The sequence below is a fragment of the Embleya sp. NBC_00896 genome (assembly GCF_045207785.1).
GTDB lineage: Bacteria > Actinomycetota > Actinomycetes > Streptomycetales > Streptomycetaceae > Embleya.
On record NZ_CP108777.1, the window covers coordinates 2,880,374 to 2,901,048 of the forward strand.

19 protein-coding genes and 4 pseudogenes are annotated in these 20,675 nt (G+C 70.7%); 9 read left to right on the forward strand and 14 right to left on the reverse strand.

Annotated features, from left to right (window positions below):
* The first annotated feature begins 535 nt into the window (after window positions 1-535).
* On the forward strand, window positions 536-2,245 hold the full coding sequence (locus tag OG928_RS46350) for a GAF domain-containing protein (protein ID WP_331768041.1): 1,710 nt from the start codon (window positions 536-538) through the stop codon (window positions 2,243-2,245).
* On the opposite strand, the gene OG928_RS46355 is transcribed toward OG928_RS46350, so the two are convergent.
* The 4 genes from OG928_RS46355 to OG928_RS46370 all read right to left on the reverse strand — a co-directional run bounded on the left by OG928_RS46355 (window position 2,213) and on the right by OG928_RS46370 (window position 5,740).
* Window positions 2,213-2,875 carry a pyridoxamine 5'-phosphate oxidase family protein gene (locus tag OG928_RS46355; RefSeq protein WP_406291998.1) on the reverse strand — a complete coding sequence of 221 codons (663 nt, stop codon included), beginning with the start codon at window positions 2,873-2,875 and terminating at the stop codon, window positions 2,213-2,215. The genes OG928_RS46350 and OG928_RS46355 overlap by 33 nt on opposite strands.
* Entirely contained in the window at window positions 2,805-3,623 is an 819-nt protein-coding gene (locus OG928_RS46360; protein ID WP_331768042.1) for a hypothetical protein, read from the reverse strand. The genes OG928_RS46355 and OG928_RS46360 overlap by 71 nt, the downstream gene beginning before the upstream one ends.
* Before the next feature lie 279 nt (window positions 3,624-3,902).
* Entirely contained in the window at window positions 3,903-5,132 is a 1,230-nt protein-coding gene (locus OG928_RS46365; protein ID WP_331768043.1) for an arginine deiminase, read from the reverse strand.
* Window positions 5,060-5,740 (reverse strand): PP2C family protein-serine/threonine phosphatase, encoded by a 681-nt coding sequence (locus tag OG928_RS46370; protein WP_406292000.1) that lies wholly within the window; start codon window positions 5,738-5,740, stop codon window positions 5,060-5,062. The genes OG928_RS46365 and OG928_RS46370 overlap by 73 nt, the downstream gene beginning before the upstream one ends.
* Before the next feature lie 287 nt (window positions 5,741-6,027).
* Between OG928_RS46370 and OG928_RS46375 the strand changes: the two genes are divergently transcribed.
* From OG928_RS46375 to OG928_RS46385, 3 genes and pseudogenes are all read left to right on the forward strand, one after another.
* Entirely contained in the window at window positions 6,028-7,443 is a 1,416-nt protein-coding gene (locus tag OG928_RS46375; RefSeq protein ID WP_331768045.1) for an amino acid permease, read from the forward strand.
* Window positions 7,444-7,771: 328 nt separating this feature from the next.
* A pseudogene (locus OG928_RS46380) lies at window positions 7,772-7,903 on the forward strand (CBS domain-containing protein); the annotation flags it as partial.
* Between the two features lie 54 nt (window positions 7,904-7,957).
* Window positions 7,958-9,093: pseudogene (locus OG928_RS46385) on the forward strand (putative PEP-binding protein); the annotation flags it as partial.
* A gap of 327 nt (window positions 9,094-9,420) precedes the next feature.
* Here OG928_RS46385 and OG928_RS46390 read toward each other — a convergent pair.
* Together OG928_RS46390 and OG928_RS46395 are read right to left on the reverse strand one after the other, a co-directional pair.
* Window positions 9,421-9,783, reverse strand: a complete 363-nt coding sequence (locus OG928_RS46390) for a zinc ribbon domain-containing protein YjdM (protein ID WP_331768046.1) — start codon at window positions 9,781-9,783, stop codon at window positions 9,421-9,423.
* A gap of 57 nt (window positions 9,784-9,840) precedes the next feature.
* Window positions 9,841-10,295, reverse strand: a pseudogene (locus tag OG928_RS46395) (steroid 3-ketoacyl-CoA thiolase); the annotation flags it as partial.
* Here OG928_RS46395 and OG928_RS46400 point away from each other — a divergent pair.
* Window positions 10,243-10,638 carry a hypothetical protein gene (locus tag OG928_RS46400; RefSeq protein ID WP_406292152.1) on the forward strand — a complete coding sequence of 132 codons (396 nt, stop codon included), beginning with the start codon at window positions 10,243-10,245 and terminating at the stop codon, window positions 10,636-10,638. The pseudogene OG928_RS46395 and the gene OG928_RS46400 sit on opposite strands and share 53 nt — an antisense overlap.
* Here the strand turns inward: OG928_RS46400 and OG928_RS46405 are convergent.
* The 7 genes and pseudogenes from OG928_RS46405 to OG928_RS46435 all read right to left on the reverse strand — a co-directional run bounded on the left by OG928_RS46405 (window position 10,622) and on the right by OG928_RS46435 (window position 16,417).
* Entirely contained in the window at window positions 10,622-10,798 is a 177-nt protein-coding gene (locus tag OG928_RS46405; protein ID WP_331768047.1) for a hypothetical protein, read from the reverse strand. The genes OG928_RS46400 and OG928_RS46405 overlap by 17 nt on opposite strands.
* Window positions 10,799-10,927: 129 nt before the next feature.
* Window positions 10,928-11,122 (reverse strand): hypothetical protein, encoded by a 195-nt coding sequence (locus OG928_RS46410; RefSeq protein WP_331768048.1) that lies wholly within the window; start codon window positions 11,120-11,122, stop codon window positions 10,928-10,930.
* An 84-nt stretch (window positions 11,123-11,206) separates the two neighbouring features.
* Window positions 11,207-11,614, reverse strand: a complete 408-nt coding sequence (locus tag OG928_RS46415) for a winged helix-turn-helix domain-containing protein (protein WP_331768049.1) — start codon at window positions 11,612-11,614, stop codon at window positions 11,207-11,209.
* 284 nt (window positions 11,615-11,898) lie between these two features.
* A pseudogene (locus tag OG928_RS46420) lies at window positions 11,899-12,810 on the reverse strand (acetyl-CoA C-acyltransferase).
* A gap of 122 nt (window positions 12,811-12,932) precedes the next feature.
* Window positions 12,933-14,180, reverse strand: coding sequence for a malic enzyme-like protein (locus OG928_RS46425; RefSeq protein ID WP_406292003.1), 1,248 nt, complete (start codon window positions 14,178-14,180; stop codon window positions 12,933-12,935).
* Window positions 14,174-15,826 carry a SulP family inorganic anion transporter gene (locus OG928_RS46430; protein ID WP_331768345.1) on the reverse strand — a complete coding sequence of 551 codons (1,653 nt, stop codon included), beginning with the start codon at window positions 15,824-15,826 and terminating at the stop codon, window positions 14,174-14,176. The genes OG928_RS46425 and OG928_RS46430 overlap by 7 nt, the downstream gene beginning before the upstream one ends.
* Before the next feature lie 228 nt (window positions 15,827-16,054).
* Entirely contained in the window at window positions 16,055-16,417 is a 363-nt protein-coding gene (locus OG928_RS46435) for a metalloregulator ArsR/SmtB family transcription factor (RefSeq protein ID WP_331768051.1), read from the reverse strand.
* Between the two features lie 1,270 nt (window positions 16,418-17,687).
* Here OG928_RS46435 and OG928_RS46440 point away from each other — a divergent pair.
* Entirely contained in the window at window positions 17,688-17,858 is a 171-nt protein-coding gene (locus OG928_RS46440) for a hypothetical protein (protein WP_331768052.1), read from the forward strand.
* Between the two features lie 125 nt (window positions 17,859-17,983).
* Window positions 17,984-18,424: a hypothetical protein gene (locus OG928_RS46445; RefSeq protein ID WP_406292154.1), complete on the forward strand. Its 441-nt coding sequence runs from the start codon at window positions 17,984-17,986 to the stop codon at window positions 18,422-18,424.
* Between the two features lie 64 nt (window positions 18,425-18,488).
* On the opposite strand, the gene OG928_RS46450 is transcribed toward OG928_RS46445, so the two are convergent.
* Entirely contained in the window at window positions 18,489-19,178 is a 690-nt protein-coding gene (locus OG928_RS46450; protein ID WP_331768053.1) for a TetR/AcrR family transcriptional regulator, read from the reverse strand.
* 144 nt (window positions 19,179-19,322) lie between these two features.
* On the opposite strand from OG928_RS46450, the gene OG928_RS46455 reads away from it, so the two are divergent.
* Both OG928_RS46455 and OG928_RS46460 read left to right on the forward strand, forming a co-directional pair.
* Window positions 19,323-19,733, forward strand: coding sequence for a DUF6069 family protein (locus OG928_RS46455; protein WP_331768054.1), 411 nt, complete (start codon window positions 19,323-19,325; stop codon window positions 19,731-19,733).
* A 307-nt stretch (window positions 19,734-20,040) separates the two neighbouring features.
* Entirely contained in the window at window positions 20,041-20,613 is a 573-nt protein-coding gene (locus OG928_RS46460; RefSeq protein ID WP_331768055.1) for a dihydrofolate reductase family protein, read from the forward strand.
* Window positions 20,614-20,675 lie beyond the last annotated feature (62 nt).

A 20,675-nucleotide genomic window follows, 5' to 3' on the forward strand; every position in this document is an offset into this window, starting at 1 on the left:
AGCTCGAAAGCGGCGTCGAACGCACGCTTGCACGGCGCTTCTCGCCGTCGTGATGGGTTCGTGGTCCGACCGGACGCGCCAGGATATCGCGATCGGTGATGATGCCGATGGCACCGCCTGCCCCGGACACGGTGGACGCCGGGCACCGGCGGTACGACCTCCAGCCTGCTCCCGGGCACACCCTGTCGCACAGAGGCAACCGGCCCTGGAAGGGCCCGACTCGGTAGGGCCGTTCGGCCCCTCACGTCCTCGCTGCCGCCCTGTCGGTCTGCCGGCGGCTTGACTTCGTCGTTGAGAGTGCCGTTGCGGTCGAGGCCGACCACGCTCGTGGTGCTCCATCACGCGCTGCCTTGTCACAGGATGCCCACCAAGGCTGAAAACGGGCGTGCGGGGACATCACCGATGTTCGGGTCGGGGTAACGAATGACGCCGGTATCCACGTTTGACACCATGGGCGTGACCTCGGGAAGGCCCCGCCCGGTCACCGATCCTGGGAGGCCCTGTGGCGTCGGACGAGCGAACGGCTCTGCCACGCATGCGTCTGGACGAGCTGCTGGACGAGCTCCAGGCGCATGTCGAGGTGGTGCGTGCGACCCGGGACCGGGTGGGCGGACTGTTGGAGGCGGTGCTCGCGGTGGGCAGCGACCTCGATCTGGAGACCGTGCTGCGCCGGATCGTCGAGTCCGCGGTGACGCTGGTGGACGCCGAGTACGGCGCGCTCGGGGTGATCGGCGACGAGGAACGACTGGCCCGCTTCCTGCCCGTGGGCATGGACCCGGACACGATTCTGGGGATCGGCCCGTTCCCGACCGGGCGCGGCATCCTGGGGTTGATCATTCGCGACCCCCATCCGCTGCGCTTGCACGACCTGTCCGAGCACCCGGACTCGTTCGGCTTCCCCGAGGGTCATCCTCCGATGAACACCTTCGTAGGCGTGCCGATTCGCATCCGCGACGCCGTCTTCGGCAATCTCTACCTCACCGAGAAACGCGGTGGCGGCGACTTCGACGAGGACGACGAGGCGGTGCTGCGCACGCTCGCCGCGGCGGCCGGTGTCGCCATCGACAACGCGCGTCTGTACGACGACGTCCGCCGCCGCGAGCGCTGGCTGGCCGCGAGTTCGGACCTGACCCGCAGCCTGCTCTCGGGCGACGCCCCCGCCGACGTCCTGCGCTCCTTCACCGCGACCATCCGTGACATGGCGGACGCCGACCTGGTGACCCTGGCCGTTCCCGTCGCCGGCACCGGGAACCTGGTGGTCGAGGCGGCGGAGGGTGACTCGGCGGACCGGGTACGCGGGCTGATACTCGCCGGCACCGGCACCCTGATGGGCAAGGTCTTCGATTCCGGCGAGGCGATCAACAGCACCGACCTGCGCGACGATCCGCGCGCGGTCGTCGCCAAATCGATGGACTTCGACCTGGGTTCGGCGTTCCTGCTGCCGCTGGGCACGCCCGACCGCATCCGCGGCGTGTTGCAGATCGCCAACCGCACCGGACGACCGCAGTTGTCGGAAGCGGTGGTGCGGATGGTCACGGGTTTCGCCGACCACGCGGCACTGGCCCTGGAGATCGCCGAACGGCGCAGCGACGCGGAACTGTTGACCGTCCTCCAGGACCGCGACCGCATCGCCAGGGACCTGCACGACCTGGCGATCCAGCGATTGTTCGCGACGGGGATGACTCTGCAGAGCGCGACACGTTTCATCGACCATCCGGAGGCTCTGGACCGGGTGGAGTCGGCGGTCGACGCGCTCGACGAGACGATCAAGGTCATCCGTTCCACGATTTTTTCGCTCAAGGCCCGCGGCCGAGATCAGAGCACCGCCTTGCGCTCCCGCTGCCTGCGCGAGGTGGACGCGACGGTCGAGGCGCTGGGCTTCGCCCCGACGTTGCGGGTCGACGGGCTGCTGGACACGCTCGTGCCGGAATCGGTCGCCGATCACGTCGTGGCGGTATTGCGCGAGGCATTGGCGAATGCCGCGCGCCACGCGCACGCGAGTCGGGTCGAGGTACACGTCGAGGCGGACACCGAGCGCGTTCGGCTGCGCGTGGCCGACGACGGAGCGGGACCCCCTGCGGAGATCGTTCGCCACAGCGGCCTGGTCAACATGCGCGAACGCGCCGAAGCCCTCGGCGGAACCTGCTCGTTCGGCCCCGCCTCGGACCGTGGTGCCGTCCTGGAATGGCAGGTCCCGCTGCCGCGAGAATCCTCATCGGTGGCCACGCCGATATCGGACCCGTGAGACCCAGGAATCGGTGGCTCCTCGAACAGGCAGTCGTCGATGTCCAGGGCGACCGCGGGTCTGGGAGGCAGTGTTCGTGCTGCCCCGCCCGAGGCAGGCTTCGATCGGGAACGAGCAGGTGAATCGGCGGCAGCGCAGTGCGGTTGTCCTCAGGAGTCGCGGGCGGCGGGGGCGCGCCCCACGACACGGGTGGAGCCTGCGGCCGCTGATTCGTCGCGGGCGGATTCGAATCCAGGCGTCGTGCTCGCCCTCGGGCGATGGCCGAAGACCGTCCTCGGAAAGTCGGGCGATCTCCACGGGATCGGCGACCCACGTTGCGTCGCCGACGATCAGGACGCTCCACGCCGGACGGGCCGCGCGAATCAACTCGTCCACCTCCAAGGCCACAGGGCCGTCCAGACCCGCCGACGGAGAGTCCACCGCCGTACGAAAGACCACGTCGGCCCCGTCGAGCACATAGTTGACCGGCAGAACGAAGGGTTCCCTCGTTGTTGCCGGGGACACTCCTCCCACCTCGTGCATGACAAGCCGCGCACGGCATTCCGTCCGCAATGGGACGTCACGTCGGGCGGTCTCCCTGACGGCCCAGTCGAGGGCTTGATTGCTTTGCTGTGAACCGTCGATGGCCACGGTGATCGCGTTGCGGTCGTGCTCGGATGGCTCGGTACCCGTCGTCGCCGCCGCGGCGGCGCGGTGGGTGGCGTGAGCCGCCGTCACGGTGAATTCGGATCTGCTTCAGCGCAGGCGTCGGAGGTAGGGGTCGTGGTGCGTGCGCGGCGCGAGGCGGACTCGGGCGTCGACGACGCTGACGCCGTCGGGTCGTGTAGACCGGCAGGGTGCCACCCTCGGCCGCCAACAGGTCCACGGCCGCCGCACATTCGGGGGCTACCACCACGACCGGGCGTGCGCGCACCGCCGGGCCTTGGAGGATGTCCTCCAGGGGGTCACCGAGTGCGGTGGGGGCCAGTGCGAGCACGACGGCGTCCACGTGGCCCGCGGCGACGACGGTGTCGATACACGCGCGCAGGCCGTCGCCGTCGCCGTCGCCGTCGACGGTGGCGGTGGCGGTGGTGTCGACGGGGTTGGCGCAGGACGCGCCGGCCGGCAGCAGCGCGCGCAGTCGGGCCTCGAGGCCGGGGCCGAACCGCGGCACGGCGAGTCCGGCGTCCACGCACGCGTCGGCGGCGAGTACGCCCGCTCCTCCCGCGTTCCCGATCACCGCGACGGAGGCCCCGATCGGCAGCGGCTGGGAGTGCAGCAACGCGGTCGTGGCCACGAGGTCGCCCAGTGTCCGGGCGGCGGTGACGCCGGCCTGGGTGAACAGGGCGCCGGCCCGGGCGGGTCGGGATCGGCGCCGAGCGGCGGTCAAAGCGTGCACCGGCCGCGCCATGAGTCCACGACGGTTCGTGCCTCGTCGGCCGCCCACAGGACGGCGAGACGGGCGGGATCGGTATTTTCACGACACCGGCGTCGATCTCTCCAGGACGGAAACGGGTGCGAGAAGCCGATGCTCGGTTCGATCCTTTCGAGATCCGACTTCGCTCCTGAAAGAACCCGTGCGTTCACGCCGGGACACGCCTTGGGGTGCTCCAGTGCTCGTGTCCGTGACTGTCCCGCCGTGCCGCACTGTCTCCCTCTCGGTGATCCCGACGAGTTTTCAGAGGGCGGCCTCGCGCTCGATGGGACAGCTCATGCAGCGTGGTCCGCCGCGGCCGCGGCCGAGTTCGCTGCCGCGGATGGTGACGACCTCGATGCCGTTCTTGCGCAGGAACGTATTGGTGGTGACGTTGCGTTCGTAGGCGAAGACCACACCGGGCTCGACCGCGAGCACGTTGCACCCGTCGTCCCATTGCTCTCGCTCGGCGGAGCGGACGTCCTGGGTCGCGGTGAGCACGTTGACGCTGTCCAACCCGAGCGCGCCGGCGATCGCGGTGTGCATGTCCTCGGCCGGGTGGTCGGTGACCTTGAGTTCCTCGTCGGAGTCGCCCGGTTCGATGGTGTACGAGGGGAGCATGCCCATGCCGGCGTACTTCGTGAACGTGTCCCCGCTGAGCATGGTCATGACCGTGTCAAGGTGCATGAACGCACGGGCCTTGGGCATCGACAGGGCGACGACTTTGCGCGCCGAGCCCTTGGCGAACAACGAGCGGGCCAGGGACTCCACACCCATCGGCGTGGTGCGCTCGCTCATCCCCACCAGGACCGCGCCGTTGCCGATGACCAGGACGTCGCCGCCCTCCATCGTCGCGGGGTACTCGGACTGGCCGGGGCTCCAGACGTTGAAGTCGTCCTTGGCAAATATCGGGTGGTGGTTGTAGATCGCCTCGAAGTGCACCGTCTCGCGGCGGCGGGCGGACATCCGCATCGCGTTGATCGCGACGCCGTCGTACACCCACGCCGACGTGTCGCGGGTGAACAGGTGGTTGGGCAGCGGGGCGACGACGAAGTCGTCCGGGCCCATCGTGTGCAACGCGACGCTCTGCGGCTCCCGGATGTACTCCAGCGTCTCGCGTTTGGTGATCCCGCCGATCAGGTGCCGCACCAGCGTCTCCGGGTCGAAGCCCTCGAACAGGGCGCGTAGCTCGTCGACCGCGAGCAGCCCGTACGCACGCTCGTCGAACACTCGTTCCAAGATCATCTCCCGGGCGGCCGGTTCGCCGTCGACGGTCTCCCTGAGCAGGTCCGCGAACAAGTGGACGGTCACCCCGCGATCGCGCAGCGCGTCGGCGAAGGCGTCGTGTTCCTCGCGCGCCCGCTTGACCCACAGGACGTCGTCGAAGAGGAGTTCGTCCTTGTTGGTCGGAGTCAGCCGCTTCAGCTCCAGGTCCGGTCGGTGCAGGATGACCTGCCTGAGCCGCCCGGTCTCCGACTGTACGTTGAACGCCATCGAACCTCCTTGATAATGCGGGAGTTTCCTACGGATTTCCGCAGTACCCGTGCCGTGCGGACGGCCCCGCGCCCTCTGCTCTGATCTTCGTGCAGGGCCGAATCGCCGAGGAGAGGCGCCCGGCCCGGCCTCGGTGACCATCCGGCCTTGCCGATGTGGGCCGTTCGGCCTGTGCGACGAGGCTCGCCGGCAGCCCCGACAAGGTCTTGGGGAACGACGGTGGCGAGCACGCACGCCCGAGAGGCCGTGTTGGGACGAAGCCCCACCCGGTCCTGCGGTCGGCCGACCACGCCGATCAAAGAGCTGACGGTCTCACAGCGGTCGTCGGCGGTGATGCGGGCGGCGACGACGGTGGCCATCGGGCCGCCGTGGAGTGCGTGCAGGACCACGTCGAGGCGGTGGAGGATCCGGCTGGGCGGTTCCTTCCCGTCGAAGGCGACGACGCGCAGGATGTTGCTGATCTGGCTCATCGCGGTGGCCGCTTCGATGCCGTGTCCCATCACATCGCCGACCATCAGACACGGGACGTGGTCGGGTAGCCGGATCAGGTCGTACCAGTCACCGCCGATGCGCGGAACGTCGGTCGACGGCTGGTAGCGGGCCTCCAACTCGGCCTTCGCACTCCGACCGACGACCGCCTCGACGAGCGGGATCACGCGAACGGCGGCTCTGAGCTCGCGGCGCGTTCTCAAGGGACCTGGGCAACACGGCCCACCGGTCCCGGGTCCAACGACCCTGTCCGCGAAACGGCCGAGGCCGCAGGGTGAGGGCGCGCATCCGAGGATGTGCGCGGCCCTCAAGGGCCTTCCTCCTCTTGTCGAGCGTGCGAGAGGCAATCGCCGTCGACGACAGCGACTCGACGCCGGCAACAAACAAGGGAAGCGGGGATCTACACATGAGTACGGATGTCACAGAGAACGCCCCAGTCGAATCCGCACCGGGGGCACCGGCCGGGCACCGGTTCGGATTGCCGACCGCCACCGCCCTGGTCATCGGCTCGGTGATCGGAACGGGTGTCTTCGCACTGCCGACCGCGTTGGCCCCGTACGGGCCGATCAGCCTGGTCGCGTTCGTCCTGGTGACGATCGGCGCCCTGGCCCTCGCCGTCACGTTCGGCGCGCTGTCCAAACGCGTCCCCGGCTCAGGTGGGCCCTACTTGTACGCGCGGGACGCCTTCGGCGAGTTCGGCGGTTTCCTCAACGCGTGGTCCTACTGGATCACGGCCTGGGTCGGAAACGCCGCGATCGTGGTGGCCTGGGTGGGATACGTGGAGGTGTTCTGGAACACGGACCACACCAAAGTCTGGTCGATCGCCCTCGCGCTCGTCGGCCTGTGGCTGCCGGCAGTCGTCAACCTGTCCGGCCTCCGCAACATGGCGATCACCCAAGTCGTGACAACCGTCCTGAAATTCGTTCCGCTGCTGTTCATGGCCACGATCGGGCTGCTGTTCATCAAGGCACACAACTTCGGCCCCTTCAACGCGAGCGGCACCTCCGCCGGTTCCGCCATATCCGCCGCCGCGGCCATCGCGTTGTTCAGCTACCTCGGCATCGAGACCGCAACCGTGGCCGCCGGTCGGGTGCGCGACCCCGAACGCAACGTCGCCCGAGCTACCGTTCTGGGCACCATCGGCTGCGCCCTCGTCTACATCCTGGGAACGTTGACCGTCTTCGGCACCGTCTCCAACGCCGCCCTGCAAAAGTCCAGCGCGCCCTTCACCGACTCGGCCAACGCGATCTTCGGCGGCGAGTGGGCCGGCGACACCGTCGCGATCGCCGCGATCGTCTCCGGGCTCGGCGCGCTGATCGGCTGGACCATGATCGTCGCGGAAATGCCGATGGCCGCGGCCAAGGACCGCTTGTTTCCCGCGGCGTTCGCGCGAACCCGGCGGGGGATACCCGCGTTCGGCATCGTCGCCTCCACGGCGCTCGCCTCGGTCCTGACCGTGGTCAGTTACACCCGCTTCGACAAGGTCTTCACCACACTGGTGCTGCTGTCCGTGCTCACAGCGGTCGTTCCCTACATCTTCAGTGCCGCCGCACAGCTCTACTGGCTGGTCACCCGAGGTCGTCAGACCCGGTGGCCGCACCTGATTCGCGACTGCGGTGTCTCCGCGCTGGCCCTGGTCTTCTCCTTCTGGTCCCTGGCCGGAAGCGGCTACCAGGCCGTCTACTACGGCATGTTCGTCGTCCTGCTGGGCCTGCCCGTCTACATCTGGCTCAAGACTGAGCGCCACGAGTTCGGGGAGACCCCGATCGTTCCCGACGAGGTCGACGACCGAACCCACCTGCCCGTGCCGGCGCCGCGGTGACGTCACCCTCAACACGAAGCGCGAACACGTCGCACCCGGGCAGGTATACCAAGCGGGGTCAGGATCGGCCGTGCGGATCCTGCTCGGTGCGACGCGTGAGACCGAGTGGAATCGGGGCAGTGACCACGTCGCGCGGACCCGCGCCCGCTCGCTCGGGCCGGCCACACGCAAATGCCTGTCCGGTCCCCGGCAGTCACCGTGGCTGCCGCGTCCGTCGAAGAAAGCCGCCGTTCATGCCCGTTGCGACACACAACAGGAGTAACGCCATGACCGAGACGACGCAGGCCACCGCCGAGACGAGCCCTCACAACCGACCGTGCGCGATGCGATGCACGGCCCGGTGGTCTCGGCGACCTCCGAGACCACCCTGTGGGCGGCGATGGACAAGATGATCGCCACTCACCTGCACCACGTCGGTGTCGTCGACGGGGACCGGGCGCTCGGCCTGATCAGCGACCGCGACCTCGCCGCCGTTTGGGCCCTGGACCCGCTGGGCCTCAAGCAGCACACCGCCGGCCATGCCCTCGCCGGAACCGAGACGACCTTCGGCAACCTGGGGCCGGACTCGGGCTCGGGAGTCGCCTTCACCCGGGACCCGGGCAGCGGCCGATCCGGTGTCTACGGCGACTACCTGCCCGACGCCCAGGGCGAGGACGTGGTCTCGGGTGTGCGGGACGCCCTCGCGCTCGACGAACTGGAGCGCCTGGACCCGGACTCGTACACCCGATTGCGAGCGCACCTGCGCCGACTGGAGGCCCACTATCGCGACCTGTGCGACGTCGAGTTCACCATCGAACGCGGCCGGCTGTGGGTGCTGCATGCAGACCAGGGTGGGCAACGCACCCCCGAGGCCGCGTTCCGGATCGTCTGCGCACTCGTGTGTTTCTGGGTGCCCGTCGCCGGCTGGTCGAGGACATGATCCTCGCCCGCACCGACGCCGAACGCGACGCCGCCCTGGCGGCGCTGCTCCCGCTCCAACGCGAGGACTTCACCCGCATCCTGGCCGCGATGGACGGACTGCCGGTCACCATCCGCCTGATCGACCCACCCCTGCACGAATTCCTGCCCGACCACACCGAATCGGCCGTCCGGATCGCCCGCGCACACGTCCTCGGACAGCCGCCGGAATCCCGCGACCTGCGCCTGCACGAGGCCGGCGAACTGCTCCACGAGGAGAACCCGATGCTGGGCCTGCGCGGCGTACGCCTCGCGCTCGCGGTACCCGGCCTGATCGCCACCCAGGTCCGCGCGGTCGCCGAGGCCGTCGCCGCCCGCGTGCGCGCCGGCGGCGATCCTCGCGCGGAAATCATGATCCCGCTGGTGGCCACCGAGGCCGAGTTGCGGATCGTCCGCACCGAGATCGAACGGGTGCTTGTCGAGACCCGCGAATACACCGGCATCGACGTGCACTGCCCGATCGGCACCATGATCGAGCTGCCCAGGGCCGCGCTGACCGCCGGCGACATAGCCCGCTCGGCGGACTTCTTCTCCTTCGGCACCAACGACCTGACCCAGACCAGGTGGGGCCTGTCCCGCGACGACGCCGAGGCGTCCTTCCTCGGGCCCTACCTGGAACGGGGCATCGTCGCCGTGTCGCCGTTCGAGAGCATCGACCGCGACGGCGTCGGCCGGCTGGTCCGGATCGGCGTCGGGGCACGGCCCGCACAGCCGTCGACGGCGAATGTGTGGCAGTCCCCCCGAGGGTCGGCGCCGGGCGGCTGACCTGACCTTGTCCTGGAGGGCATAGCAGCAGGTGGTGTCGTTTCCCCGCGGATGATCAGGCCCGCGTCGGCGAGGCGGGGAGTATCAGGAATCCTTGATGGTCCCGCGAGGCGGGCGGTGGCGGCCGTGAACTGGTCGGTGGTCTCGACCTCGGTCCCCGCGTGGTTCCGACGGTGTCACTGCCGGGCTCGCCCTGGATCAGGACGAGCCTGAGCGGTGGTTCGGCGAATGCGAGAGCCGGCGTAGCCGTCGCGGTCAGGCCTTCTTGACGACGCTGGACTTGAGCTGCATGGGTCCGAATCCGTCGATTCTGCAGTCGATGTCGTGGCCGTCCACACCGGCCGTGAGGCGGATGTTGCGCACCTTGGTGCCGGCCTTGATCCCGCTGGGGCTGCCCTTGACCTTCAGGGTCTTGATCACCGTCACCGTGTCGCCGTCGGCGAGAATGTTGCCGACCGCGTCCCTGATCGCCGCGTCCCGGGTGTCGGCGGCGGGTTCGGCGGCCGCGGGTGCCCACTCGTGGCCGCATTCGGGGCAGATCAGCAGTGTGCCCATCTCGTAGGTGTGGGCGCCGGAGCACTCGGGGCAGCTCGGTGGGGTGTCGGTTGCGTCGGTCATCGGTCTTTCCTTGCCTTGTTCGGTTCCGTGCGTTTCCTGCTGCCGGTTCGGCGTGCCTCAGATGCGTTCGATGATGGTTCCGGAGGCGTTGGCGCCGCCGGCGCACATGGTCATCAGTGCGGTGCTGCGATCGGTGCGTTCGAGTTCGTGCAGAGCGGTGGTGAGCAGGCGGGCGCCGCTGGATCCGGCCGGGTGGCCAGGGCGATGGCGCCGCCGTTGACGTTGACCAGTTCGGGGTCGGCGCCCTGGGTGCGGATCCAGGACAGGACGACGGAGGCGAACGCCTCGTTGACCTCGAACAGGTCGATGTCGGAAATCTTCATGCCGGAGCGGGCGAGGAGGCGCTCGGTGGCGTCGTTCGGACCGTCCAGATGGTAGTACGGGTCCGATCCGACCAGGCACTGGGAAACGATGCGGGCGCGGGGTTGCAGACCGAGGGCATGGGCGCGGTCCTCGTCCATGATCAGGACGGCGGCGGCGCCGTCGCAGATCTCCGACGGCGGCGGCGCCGTCGGAGATCTGCGCGCAGTCGATGACCTGGTCCACGACGCGGCGGTCGATGGCGGTCCCTTGGAGGACTCCGCGTTGGGCTTGGGCGAGCAGGTGTACCGGGTGCAGGCCGGCGAGGTCGCCGTTGCGTTTGCCGATCGGGGGCCGAACGGCCTCGACGATGACGGGGTTGCCCATGGGCATGGCTCCTCGCGGATGGGAACGGTCGATCTCGGCGCCGGAAGGGCACCGGGTGGAAGGAAGCGGACGGTCGAGGGGGCGCGACCCGGCCCCGGCACGGCACGGGGGCTGTGGCGTGTCGGGGCCGGCGTGGGGCGGAGGGTCGTGGTCAGCCGCGACCGCTGAAGTGGATGTACAGCCAGATTCCGCCGCCGATGAGGTGTGTCCCGAAGGTGAACACGAGGAGCCAGACGATGATGCCGCGTTCCATCTCCTTCTGGGTCTGCCGTCCCCCGGCGGGGCGGGGCGGGGTGGGGCGTTCGGCGTTCGTGTCGTCGGGGCGCATGGCGAGTCTCCGATCCGGTCGCTCGGGATCCGGGGCGCCGCCGGCGGCGGCGCGGTGTCGGGTGGGGAGCGCGGGTGAGCGTCGTGTCGGTCGGGTCCGTGAGGTCGAGGCGCCGGCCGCGGCCCGGCTTCAGCGTGTCTTGGTCATCGGTCGCGTGGGAATTGCGGTCTGTGCCGGTTCGGGCTGGCGACGCCGGGGGCGGATGTGGAGGGTCTGTCCGACGGCGGCCGCCTCGCGCACCAGGACCGCGACGCTCGCGGCGTCCTCGACGGTGTCGACGCTGCTCGTGCCGTCGATGTGAGGGCGGGTGATCTCGAAGCGCATCTGCGTTCTCCTTCGTCCGGTGCGGGTCGTTCGGGCCGTCGGTCGATGTTCGTCATCGCCAGGGCGGGCGCCGGCGACGCCTGCTCACGCGGGGCCGACCCGGCTCGCGCGGGGCGGTGTGCGGTGTGTCGGCTGCTTGGGTGCGGCGTTCGCCAGGAGGTGGGTTCGGGCCCGGGCACGATCGTCGGGTCCCACCCCCGGTCCTGCGGGGAGGGCGGCCCTGACGCTGTCGGCGGCCCGCATCAGGGCCGGGAGGTCGCGCCCCCGCAGGGCGTACACCACCGTCGATCCGTGAAGTGCCGAGCGCACGACGCCCAGGCGCCGCAGGATCGCCAACTGGCGGGACAGACAGGTCGACGGGACGCCGACTGCGGACAGCAGCTCGCGTGCGGCCATGGGGTGCTCACCGAGGGCTTCCAGGACGCGAACGCGCACCGGATGGCCCAGGACGCGAAAGAAGTGCGCCTGGGTCGTGTAGGGCGAAGCCGTCATCGAGTCTGCCCCCTTCGGCGCGGCCGTTGTCTCCGTCCGGACCCGGCGCGGTGTCGACGTGCCCGGGTCCGCGCCCGAAAGGGGCGTGGGCGTCGACCGTGCGCCCGACTGACACGGTCGACGGCAGTGCCCCGGAGCCGAACGGCCCTCATGGCCCGTCGGGCGGCCATCCCAGTGCATGCCATTGTCATCATCCAACGAATTGCAATTCTTGGCAACTCGTCAGGTCGTCAATCCATCGGTTCGGTGGAGCGTGTTGGGCTCGTCGGGTTCCGGGCGGTGGGTCAGCCCAGGCGTTCGATGATGGTGACGTTGGCCTGGCCGCCGCCTTCGCACATGGTCTGGAGGCCGTAGCGGCCGCCGGTGCGCTCCAGGTGGTGGAGGAGGGTGGTCATCAGGCGGGCGCCGGTCGCGCCGAGGGGGTGGCCCAGGGCGATCGCGCCGCCGTTGGGGTTGACCTTCTCGTGCGGGGCCTTGATGTCCTTCATCCAGGACAGCACGACCGGGGCGAAGGCCTCGTTGATCTCGACCGCGTCGATGTCGTCGACGGTCAGGCCGGACTTCGCGAACGCGTACTCGGTGGCGGGGATCGGGGCGGAGAGCATCTCGGTGGGGGACGCGCCGCGCACGCTCATGTGGTGGATGCGGGCGCGCGGGGTGAGGAGGTACTGCTTCAGGGCGCGTTCGGAGACGATCAGCAGCGCGGCGGCGTCGTCGGAGATCTGCGACGCGACGGCGGCGGTGATGGCGCCCCCCGGGTCCACGGCCGCAGCATCGCCATCCTCCCCGCGGTGGTGTCCCGTCGGGGCGCCTCGTCGACCGAGACGAGGGCGCCGTCCACGTCGACGGGGCGCGATCTCGCGCTCGAACCGGCCGCTGTCGATCGCGTGGATCGCCCGGGGCGTGCGACGCGAGCGCGAAATGCTCCATCTCCTCGCGGGATATGTCCGACTTCCTCGCGATCAGTTCGGCGCCCAGGAACTGGTCGACCGGCTGATAGCCGTAACGCGCGACCCAGCCCTTCGAGTCCGAGCAAGGCCGAATTGCGTCGAGGACATCGCCGCCTCGATCCCGCTGCGCTCGACCAGGGCCTTGATGACGTGGGCGCCCAGGTCGGCCGGGTGCACCCCGGCCAGGCCGCCCTCCTTGCGGCCGACCGGTGTGCGAACCGCGTCGACGATGTAGGCCTCGGCCATGGGAGATCTCGTGCTTGCTGGAGCGAGGGCCGTGCGGCCCCGCGGGTGCGCGGGATGCCGGCCCGCCCGCGCCGGTGCGACGTGTCCGGACGGGGGCGGGGGCCGTGCGGGTCGGTCGGGGCTCAGGTGGGGTCGGTGTCGAGGACGCGTGCGGCGGCTGCGGCGACGGCGGCGGTGAGGCCGGGTTGGTCGGTGGGGGGTAGGAGGGCGTTGCGGGGGGTGTTCTCGATCAGGGCGTGTGCGGCGGCCACGCGGGCGTGCATGGTGACGGGTCGTCGGGTGGTGGTGGCGGCGGTGAGGAGTCCGGGGAGGGCGTGCAGGGGGCGGGGTCCGGTGGTGGTCGCGGGGAAGGCGGGCGGGGTGTCGGGGCGGGTGCGCAGGACGGGGACGCCCGGGGGCGGGGTCGCGAATGCGGTGAGGTCGACGATCAGGTCGGTGTCCTCGGCGACGTCGCGCAGCGCGTCGGCGCGGTGCGCGAAGGGGTCGAACAGGGTCAGATCGCCGATGCCGGAGGCGATCAGGAGTCCGGCCAGGTCGCCACCGGCTGCGGGGTCGACCACGACGACGCGGGCGCTCAGCGGGTTCACGCCGCGGTTGACGAGGGCGTTGACGGTGGCTGCGGCGATGGCGACGGCGAGGCCGTCGTTGACGGCGTCCAAAAGGAGGACCGGCGGAGTGGGACCGAGGACGGAGCGGGTGGTGGTGACGCGGTCGAAGCGGGTGTGCATGAGGACGACGGCGCTGAAGCCGGGGGCGAGCAGGCGCACGGCCTGCGCGATGTCCTCGACACGGGGGGCGGCCAGGGGCAGCGGGAAGACGTCGAGTCCGGTGGCGCGGCGCAGGTGGACGGCCTGGGATTCCAGGGCGGGGAGGACGGCGTCGGGGGGCAGGGCCTCGAAACCGAGGACGGCGCTGGCGTCGCTGACGAGGGCGACGCGGTGGCCGCGTCCGGTGTAGCGGTCGGTGTGTTCGGGGTGTTGCGCCAGGTGGGAGACGACGCGACGGTCGGCGTCGGCGTCCATGAGGGCGACGTCGAGTCCGGTGGTGGTGGGCGCGCAGACGCGCAGGGTGAGTTTGCCGGTGGAGGCGGTGGTGAAGACGGGGTCCTGGGTGTGCAGGAGGTCCGCGCCCAGGCGGTGGGTCAGGGCGTCGGTGAGCCAGGCGAGGGTGCGGGGGCCGTCGGCGTCCAGGGTGATGCGGAAGGCGCCCATGGCGTCGGGGTGTTCGTCGATGCGCCGCGACACGGCGCCGGGGGCGTCGGCGAGGACGCTCTCGACGATGTCGGCGGCGTTCGGGGGGACGTGGATGCGGACACTGAAGGCGGGGTTGGCGCCCGGGCGGTCGCGTCCGGAGGAGTCGCGGCTCAACACGGGAGCGTCTGGGGGAGGGGGCCGAGCGGGTCGGCGTCGAGCGGGGCGGGCCGGTGGTGGGGTTGCCCGAGGAGGGTTCGCGCGTGTGCGATGGCGGCGGGGGTGTCGGGGAGGATCCGATGGTCGCGGCGCAGGTGGTCGGCCACCCTCAGGGTGGCGAGGATGTCGTCGTGGGCGGGTTTGATCCCGGAGAGCAGGACGGCGATGCCGCGTTGTTCGAGCTTGTCGATGGCGTCGCCCAGGACGCCGGCGCCGGTGGCGTCCATGGTGGTGACGCGGGACATGCGCAGGATGACGACCCGCACATCGGTGACCTCGGACAGTTCGAGGAGGAAGCGGTGGGCGGCGGCGAAGAACAGGGGTCCGTCGAGGCGGTAGGCCACGATGTGCGCTTCAATCAGGGCGCGTTCCTCGGCGGTGTGGTCGCCCGTGTCCAGGGGGACCTGTTCGAGGCGGGCGGTGCGGGCGACGGAGAGCAGGGCCAGGACGACGGCGAGGCCGATGCCTACCGCGACTGCGGTGACCAGGTCGAGGGCGATGGTGACGAGGAAGGTCAGGGCCAGGACGAGGGCGTCGGCGCGGGTGGAGCGGGCCAGGGCGCGCAGCGCGGAGACCTCGACCATGCGCACGCAGGTGGCCAGGAGGACCCCCGCCAGGGCGGCCAGCGGGATGTGGGCCACGAGGGAGGCGGCGGTGAACACGATGACGGCGAGCGCGACGGCGTGGGTCAGGGCGGCCAGGCGTGAGGTGGCGCCGGCGCGGACGTTGACGGCGGTGCGGGCGATGGCCGCGGTGGCGGGGACGCCGCCGAACAGCGGTACGGCGAGGTTGGCCACGCCCTGGCCGAACAGCTCCCGGTCGGGGTCGTGCCGTTGCCCCACCGTCATCCCGTCGGCGACGGTCGCCGAGAGCAGGCTCTCCAGCGCGGCCAGCGCCGCGACCGCCGCCGCGGAGGGCAGCAGGGTGAGCAACAGGGAGGTGTCCAGGAACCCCAGCGAGGGTGCGGGCAGCCCTGCGGGGAGTTCCCCGATCGGGGTCAGTGGCAGGTCCGTGGACCACGCCAGGGCGGTGGCTGCGGCGACGGCGACCAGGGAGAAGGGGATCGCCGGGCGCCACCTCGCCCCCGCGAGCATGACAGCGGCCACCACCAGGGCCGTGACCGGCGCGGCGGCGGTGGGGTGGTCGAGCCAGCGGGAGCCGGCGTCGGCGGCGCTCTGCCAGACCTTGTCGCCCTCGGCGTGGGCTATACCCAGCGCGGCGGGGATCTGTTGGAGGGCTATGACCACGGCGATGCCGGCGGTGAAGCCCTCGATGACGGGGGCCGGCAGGAACGCGGCGAGGCGCCCGAGCCGCAGCACGGCCAGCAGGACGAGGATCAGCCCGGCGAGGAGGCCGACCATCAGGACGCCGTTGGTGCCGTGGGTGGCGACTACCGGGACCAGGACGACGGTCATCGCCCCGGTGGGCCCCGACACCTGGAGGTTGGATCCGCCGAAGACCGCAGCCAGCGCGCCGGCCACGATCGCGGTGATCAGCCCGGCCTGGGCACCCAGCCCCGACGCGACGCCGAACGCCAGCGCCAGCGGCAGCGCGACCACGGCGACGGTCAGGCCCGCGACCAGGTCCCGTCCGGGGGCGCGCCGCATCGTGCGCAGGTCGCTGCGGCCGGGAAGGAGCGCGAGCCGTCGGGGGATCCGCCCTTCGGCTGCGGGGGGCGGTGCCTTCCGCGCGGTGTGGACTGCCTGCCGCCGGTCGTTCATGGTGCGGATCCTCGCTCCTGGAAGGTACGCCGTGCCGATGCCGCGCACGGCCGTGGCCGGGGCGTTCGTTCCGGGGCCGTCGTGCGGGTGGGGCGGCACCGGATGCGATGCGGCTCAGTCCCGGGGCGTCCTGGGGGAAACCTGGGGCGCGGTCGCGCGCAGGTCCTTGAGGAGGCCCACCTGATCGGTGAGCAGCCCGGTCAGGATGCCGCGGGCGACCACGAGCAGTTCGGCCACCCGGGGGCTGGTGAGCGTGTAGTAGACCGTCGATCCTTCCCGGCGGCTGACCGCCACCAGGTTCGCGCGGCGCAGCACGGCCAGTTGCTGCGACAGGCGAGAGGCTTCGATGCCGACCTCGGGGAGCATCTCGGCGACGGCGTACTCGCGTTCGCTGAGCAGTTCCAGCACGCGGATGCGGGCCGGGTGGCCGAGCGTCTTGAAGAACTCGGCCTTCAGCTCGTATAGGGGGGTGCTCACCGCTCCACGTCCTTCCCGGGGTTCACGGTGCGAGGGGCGTGCGACCACGGCGATCGCCGCGTGGCGGCCGGGCCGCTCGGATGTGTCTGTGACAACCACGGATGGTCCTCGCGTCTGTACTCGGTCATGGGGACGATCTTCGCGCCTCGTGCCGGCGCCCGGTGCGGGGCCGGGCCTCGCGGCGTATGCTTCCGCGCGGATTGAACAATTGACTACTTTAGCAAGTGGCTGTGTGGTGGGGTCGGGTGGGCCGATGGGGCGGCTCGCGGTCGCAGGTCGTTGCCGGCGTGCCCACCACCGGCATACGCGGCCCCGTACACCGCGGCGGCCACCGTCACCAGCCCCGAGACCACCATGGACACCCCGGCACCGACACATGCAGCAGACTCAACGCGGCTCCCCAAGCCCTCGACCGCCGGCCCCGTGGCGAATCGGGATCCGGAGGGCGGCCGTTCCCGTGTCGGAGTGAGCGGAATCCCGACACGGGAGGGCCACCGGCGGACGACTCGCGGACCAGTGCGGCGCGACGCGATCGTCGAACCGAGGCCGCGACCGCCACGGCGCGCCCGATCCGACGATGGTTCGACGTTCCATCCACACCACCTCACGGGCCCGCATCGACCACCTCGGCCGACAGCCCCACCACCGCGAGACCATCGACACGAGCAAGACCATAGATTGGCAATTGATAAGATTGGCAACTGCGTCATACGTCAGCATGATGGGGGAGGTGACGGACGCGTTTCGGACCCGAGACCGGCAGGGCATCCGCGCCCCGCCCCGACCATCGGACCCGCGCCCGATGGTCCGCACATCGACGGCGAGGAGACGACCGTGCCCATGCAGTGGCGTTTCGAGGTCCGCGGCCCCGTGGGCATCCTGTTCCTGTCCGGAACCCTGACCGCGGACGACTTCGACAGGTTCGGCGGGGCGGTGGGATGGACGCTGACCACCGGCGGCCTCGACGCGGTCGTCGTGGACGTCGGCCACGTGGTCCGCTGGAGCACCGAGGGCCGAGCGGCACTCACGGACGCCGCCAAACGCCTTGCCCCGCACGGCCGCCGCCTCGCCCTGTGCGACCCCGAGGACTGTCCGGGCCCGTCGTCGAGAACCTGCCCTCCTTGGCGGATCCCCGTCTTCGCGGACCTCGACAGCGCCACGCAGCCCTCGTCCCCCCAGCCCCATGACCGGAAAACACGCCCAAACCCACTCCGCGCCCATCGGGTCGTCCTCGCACCCGAATGCGCCCCGTCCACACAGGAGGTACCCCATGGGGGAATTCGTCCACGAACTGACCGGCGGCCTCCAAGAGGCCCACGACAACCTCGCCCAGGCGCGCCGGGACCGGGACGGGTACGGCATAGAGGTCTGGCAGGCCCGCCTGGAATCCCTCGAACGGCTCGCCGAAGAACACGGCGTGTCTCTGCCCGACCACACCTGAACCCGATCCACCACAGCACGCCCGCGACCTCGCCGAAAGGACGGCCCCGGCCATGCGGCTGACCCCCCTGGAACAAGATCGAAAACCCGCGGACCACCGGTGGTCCGCCCGCGGTCACGGACGCGATGGTGGACGAGGTCGTCGAGCGGTTGATGGCCCGCGCGGACGCCTCGGGGGCGGCCCTGCTGGGCGAGGGCGGCCTGTTGACCGAGATCACCCGGGCGATCCCGGAGCGGGCCCTGGACGCGGAGATGACGGAACACCTCGGCTACGAGCGGGATCCGGTCGCGTCGTTCGTCCCGGAAGCCGCAACGGTGTGGGAAGCGAAGTGGATGAAGTCGATGGCCTGCTGTGTCGGTGTTCCGAGGCTTCCGATTCGGCAGTGGCGTGACGCCGGTGTCTTCGAGGCCCTGTTGGAGGGCCTGATCGCGGAGGCCGCGAAACGGGGCGTGGTGGACTTGTCCCTGGTCGGTGTGGACTCGCCGGCTGCGCTTCGTCGTCCGTCGTGTCGACGACGCGCAGTGGGCGACCGACCTGACCGCGGACGCCTCCATCGCCGGGGTTGAAAGAACCGGGACGTTCTGCCCCGGGGGCCGGCGGGCCCCGAGGCCGATGCCGGCGGGTCCGGTGTCAGGTCGTGTCGGTGGGTTGTTCGATTCCGTGTTCGATCATGTCGAGGAGGTCGTCGGTGGAGGTGCGGGTCTGGGTGGGGGTGAGTCCGCGGAGGGGGCCGTCGACGAGGAGGACGGCGAGTCCGTGGACGGCGGACCAGGCGAGGAACTCGGCGCCGGGGCGGCGGTCTTCCGTCAGGAGGCCGGCGTCGAGGAGGTCGTCGAGGGCGTCGCCGAGGATCTGGAAGGGGGTTCGGCCGGCGGGGCCGGCGGCGGTTTCGTCCTCGGCTTGTGTCATGTCGGCGTGGGTGGTGAACGCGGCGCGGAAGAGGCCGGGTTCGGCTTGGGCGAACGTGAGGTAGCCGTGGCCGACGGCCCGGAAGCGGGCGCGGGCGGCGGCGATGGGGTCGTCCCCGGCGAGGGCGGCGGTGGCGGTGGTGATCTCGGTCTCCATGGTTGCCGCGAGGCGGGCCATGGCGGACTGGGAGACGGCGGCCAGGAGGGCGTCCCGGTCGGCGAAGTGGCGGTAGGCGGCGTTGGGGACCACGCCGACGCGTCGGGTCGCCTCGCGCAGGACGACCGCGTCCGGGCCGCTCTCGCGGGCCAGTTCCAGGCCGGCTGCGATCAGGGCTCGGCGTAGGTTGCCGTGCCGGTAGGTGCTTCGCGTGCGGGTGGTGCCGGTCTTGGGTGCGGGCGGTGTCGAGGCCATGCCCCCTCCTCATGTGGACAGCGTCCACTTTGATGTGCCAGGATCCCGTTCATCGAGAGCGGGGTGCTCGGAATTCGACGCCCCGCTTATGTGGACGACGTCCACAATAGCTGATGGCCCGAATCGAACGGCAGGAGTCCCGTCATGACCACAGTCCTCGCTCGTTCCGTCCACACGTCCGCCCGGCGCACGCGCGCCGTCTGCGTCGGCCTCGCGGTCCTGGCGAACACCGTCCTGTTCACGGTCGCGGCAGCCCTGGGGACCGATTTCGAGATCACCGACCCCGGCAAGACCGAGGCCCACCGGTTCGTCGCCCCGGAGATCGCCGTGTTCACCCTGGCGGTGGGACTGCTCGCCTGGGGCACACTGGCCGCTCTGGAACGCTTCACCCGGACCGCGAAGACGATCTGGGCCGCGCTCGCCGGCGCCGTCCTCCTGCTTTCCTTCGTGCCGATCGGCCTGGAACAGGCCACCACCGACACCCGCATCGTGCTGGGAGTCCTCCACCTGGCCGCGGGCGCGGCCCTGCTCCCCATGCTGCGCACAACGCGCTGACCCGACCCCCACCCGTTCCCGCCGACGCCTGCGCGATGCGGGCAATGACGGGTTGCCGCGGAAACGGCGGCGCGAACCCGGAGCCGGACGCGGACGAGGAGTCCCGGTACGAAGCCCCGCGCCCCCTTCGTCGACGGGCGTCACGGCGTCCCGACCCGCCCACCGAACGGGGCGCCCGAAGAGGTTGGGCAGGGGCCGATGAGTTTCCCCGCGACCCACAGTCCAAGATCATGACCGGTGGCCGCGACATGAGCGCGCACCGACCGAACCCGCCGGGAACCGGCAACGAGACACCGAGGAACCCGAAATGCGTACGTTGATCAGCACCGCGTTCATCTCGCTCGACGGCGTCGTGGAGGGCCCGGGCGGCGAGCCCGGCTACCGCAACTCCGGATGGACCTTCAAGGACATCGAGTTCCTCCCGGAGGCGTTCGAGATCAAGGGCCGTGAGCAGCAGGAGGCCGCGGCGATGATGATGGGCCGGGTCAGCTACGAGGCGTTCAGCGCGGTGTGGCCGGACATGGCCGACTTCGCCGACTACAAGGTGATGCCGAAGTACGTCGTCTCCACCACCCTGTCCGAGGGCGACCCGGTGTCGAACTGGGGCGAGACCACGATCCTGCGCTCGCTCGACGACGTCGCCGCGCTCAAGGAGACCGACGGCGGCCCGATCATCCTGCACGGCAGCGCCACGTTGAACCAGGCACTGTCGGACGCCGGCCTGATCGACCGCTACCACCTGCTGGTGTTCCCGCTCCTGCTCGGCGCGGGCAAGCGCCTGTTCAGCGCCACCGACAAGGACACCCAGAAACTGAAGCTCGTCGAACACGAGGCGTACGCCAACGGTCTGCAGAAGAACGTGTTCGACGTCATCCGCTGACCGAGGTTCCGCCGGTGGATGGGTGGTGGCGACGCCGGGTGAGTGTCGCCGCAATGAGCCGG